The following is a 277-nucleotide window of genomic DNA, read 5'->3' as shown; positions in this document are numbered from 1 at the left end:
AGAAAGTAACGAGCAGAAATACCTTTATAGGCTTGTAGCTCAGGTGGTTAGAGCGCACCCCTGATAAGGGTGAGGTCGGTGGTTCAAGTCCACTCAGGCCTACCACTTCTCGGAAGTGGAAAAGGTACTGCGCGTGACTGTATGGGGCTATAGCTCAGCTGGGAGAGCGCCTGCCTTGCACGCAGGAGGTCAGCGGTTCGATCCCGCTTAGCTCCACCATATAGTCCGGTATTTCAATACTTCAGAGTATATTGGCGACAGTATGCTGCGAAGTATT

Annotated in this window: 2 tRNA genes; both read left to right on the top strand. The window is 51.6% G+C overall.

From position 1 onward, the window contains the following. Nucleotides 1-28: 28 nt before the first annotated feature. A tRNA-Ile gene (locus WCL58_RS25300) sits at nt 29-105 on the top strand. Nucleotides 106-143: 38 nt separating this feature from the next. Continuing rightward, nucleotides 144-219, top strand: a tRNA-Ala gene (locus tag WCL58_RS25295). The last annotated feature ends 58 nt before the right edge of the window (nt 220-277 follow it).

This window comes from Serratia sp. TMDUHS_CL, assembly GCF_037137105.1.
Classification (GTDB): Bacteria; Pseudomonadota; Gammaproteobacteria; order Enterobacterales; family Enterobacteriaceae; genus Serratia; species Serratia nevei.
This window is presented reverse-complemented; position numbering and strand designations above follow the sequence as displayed.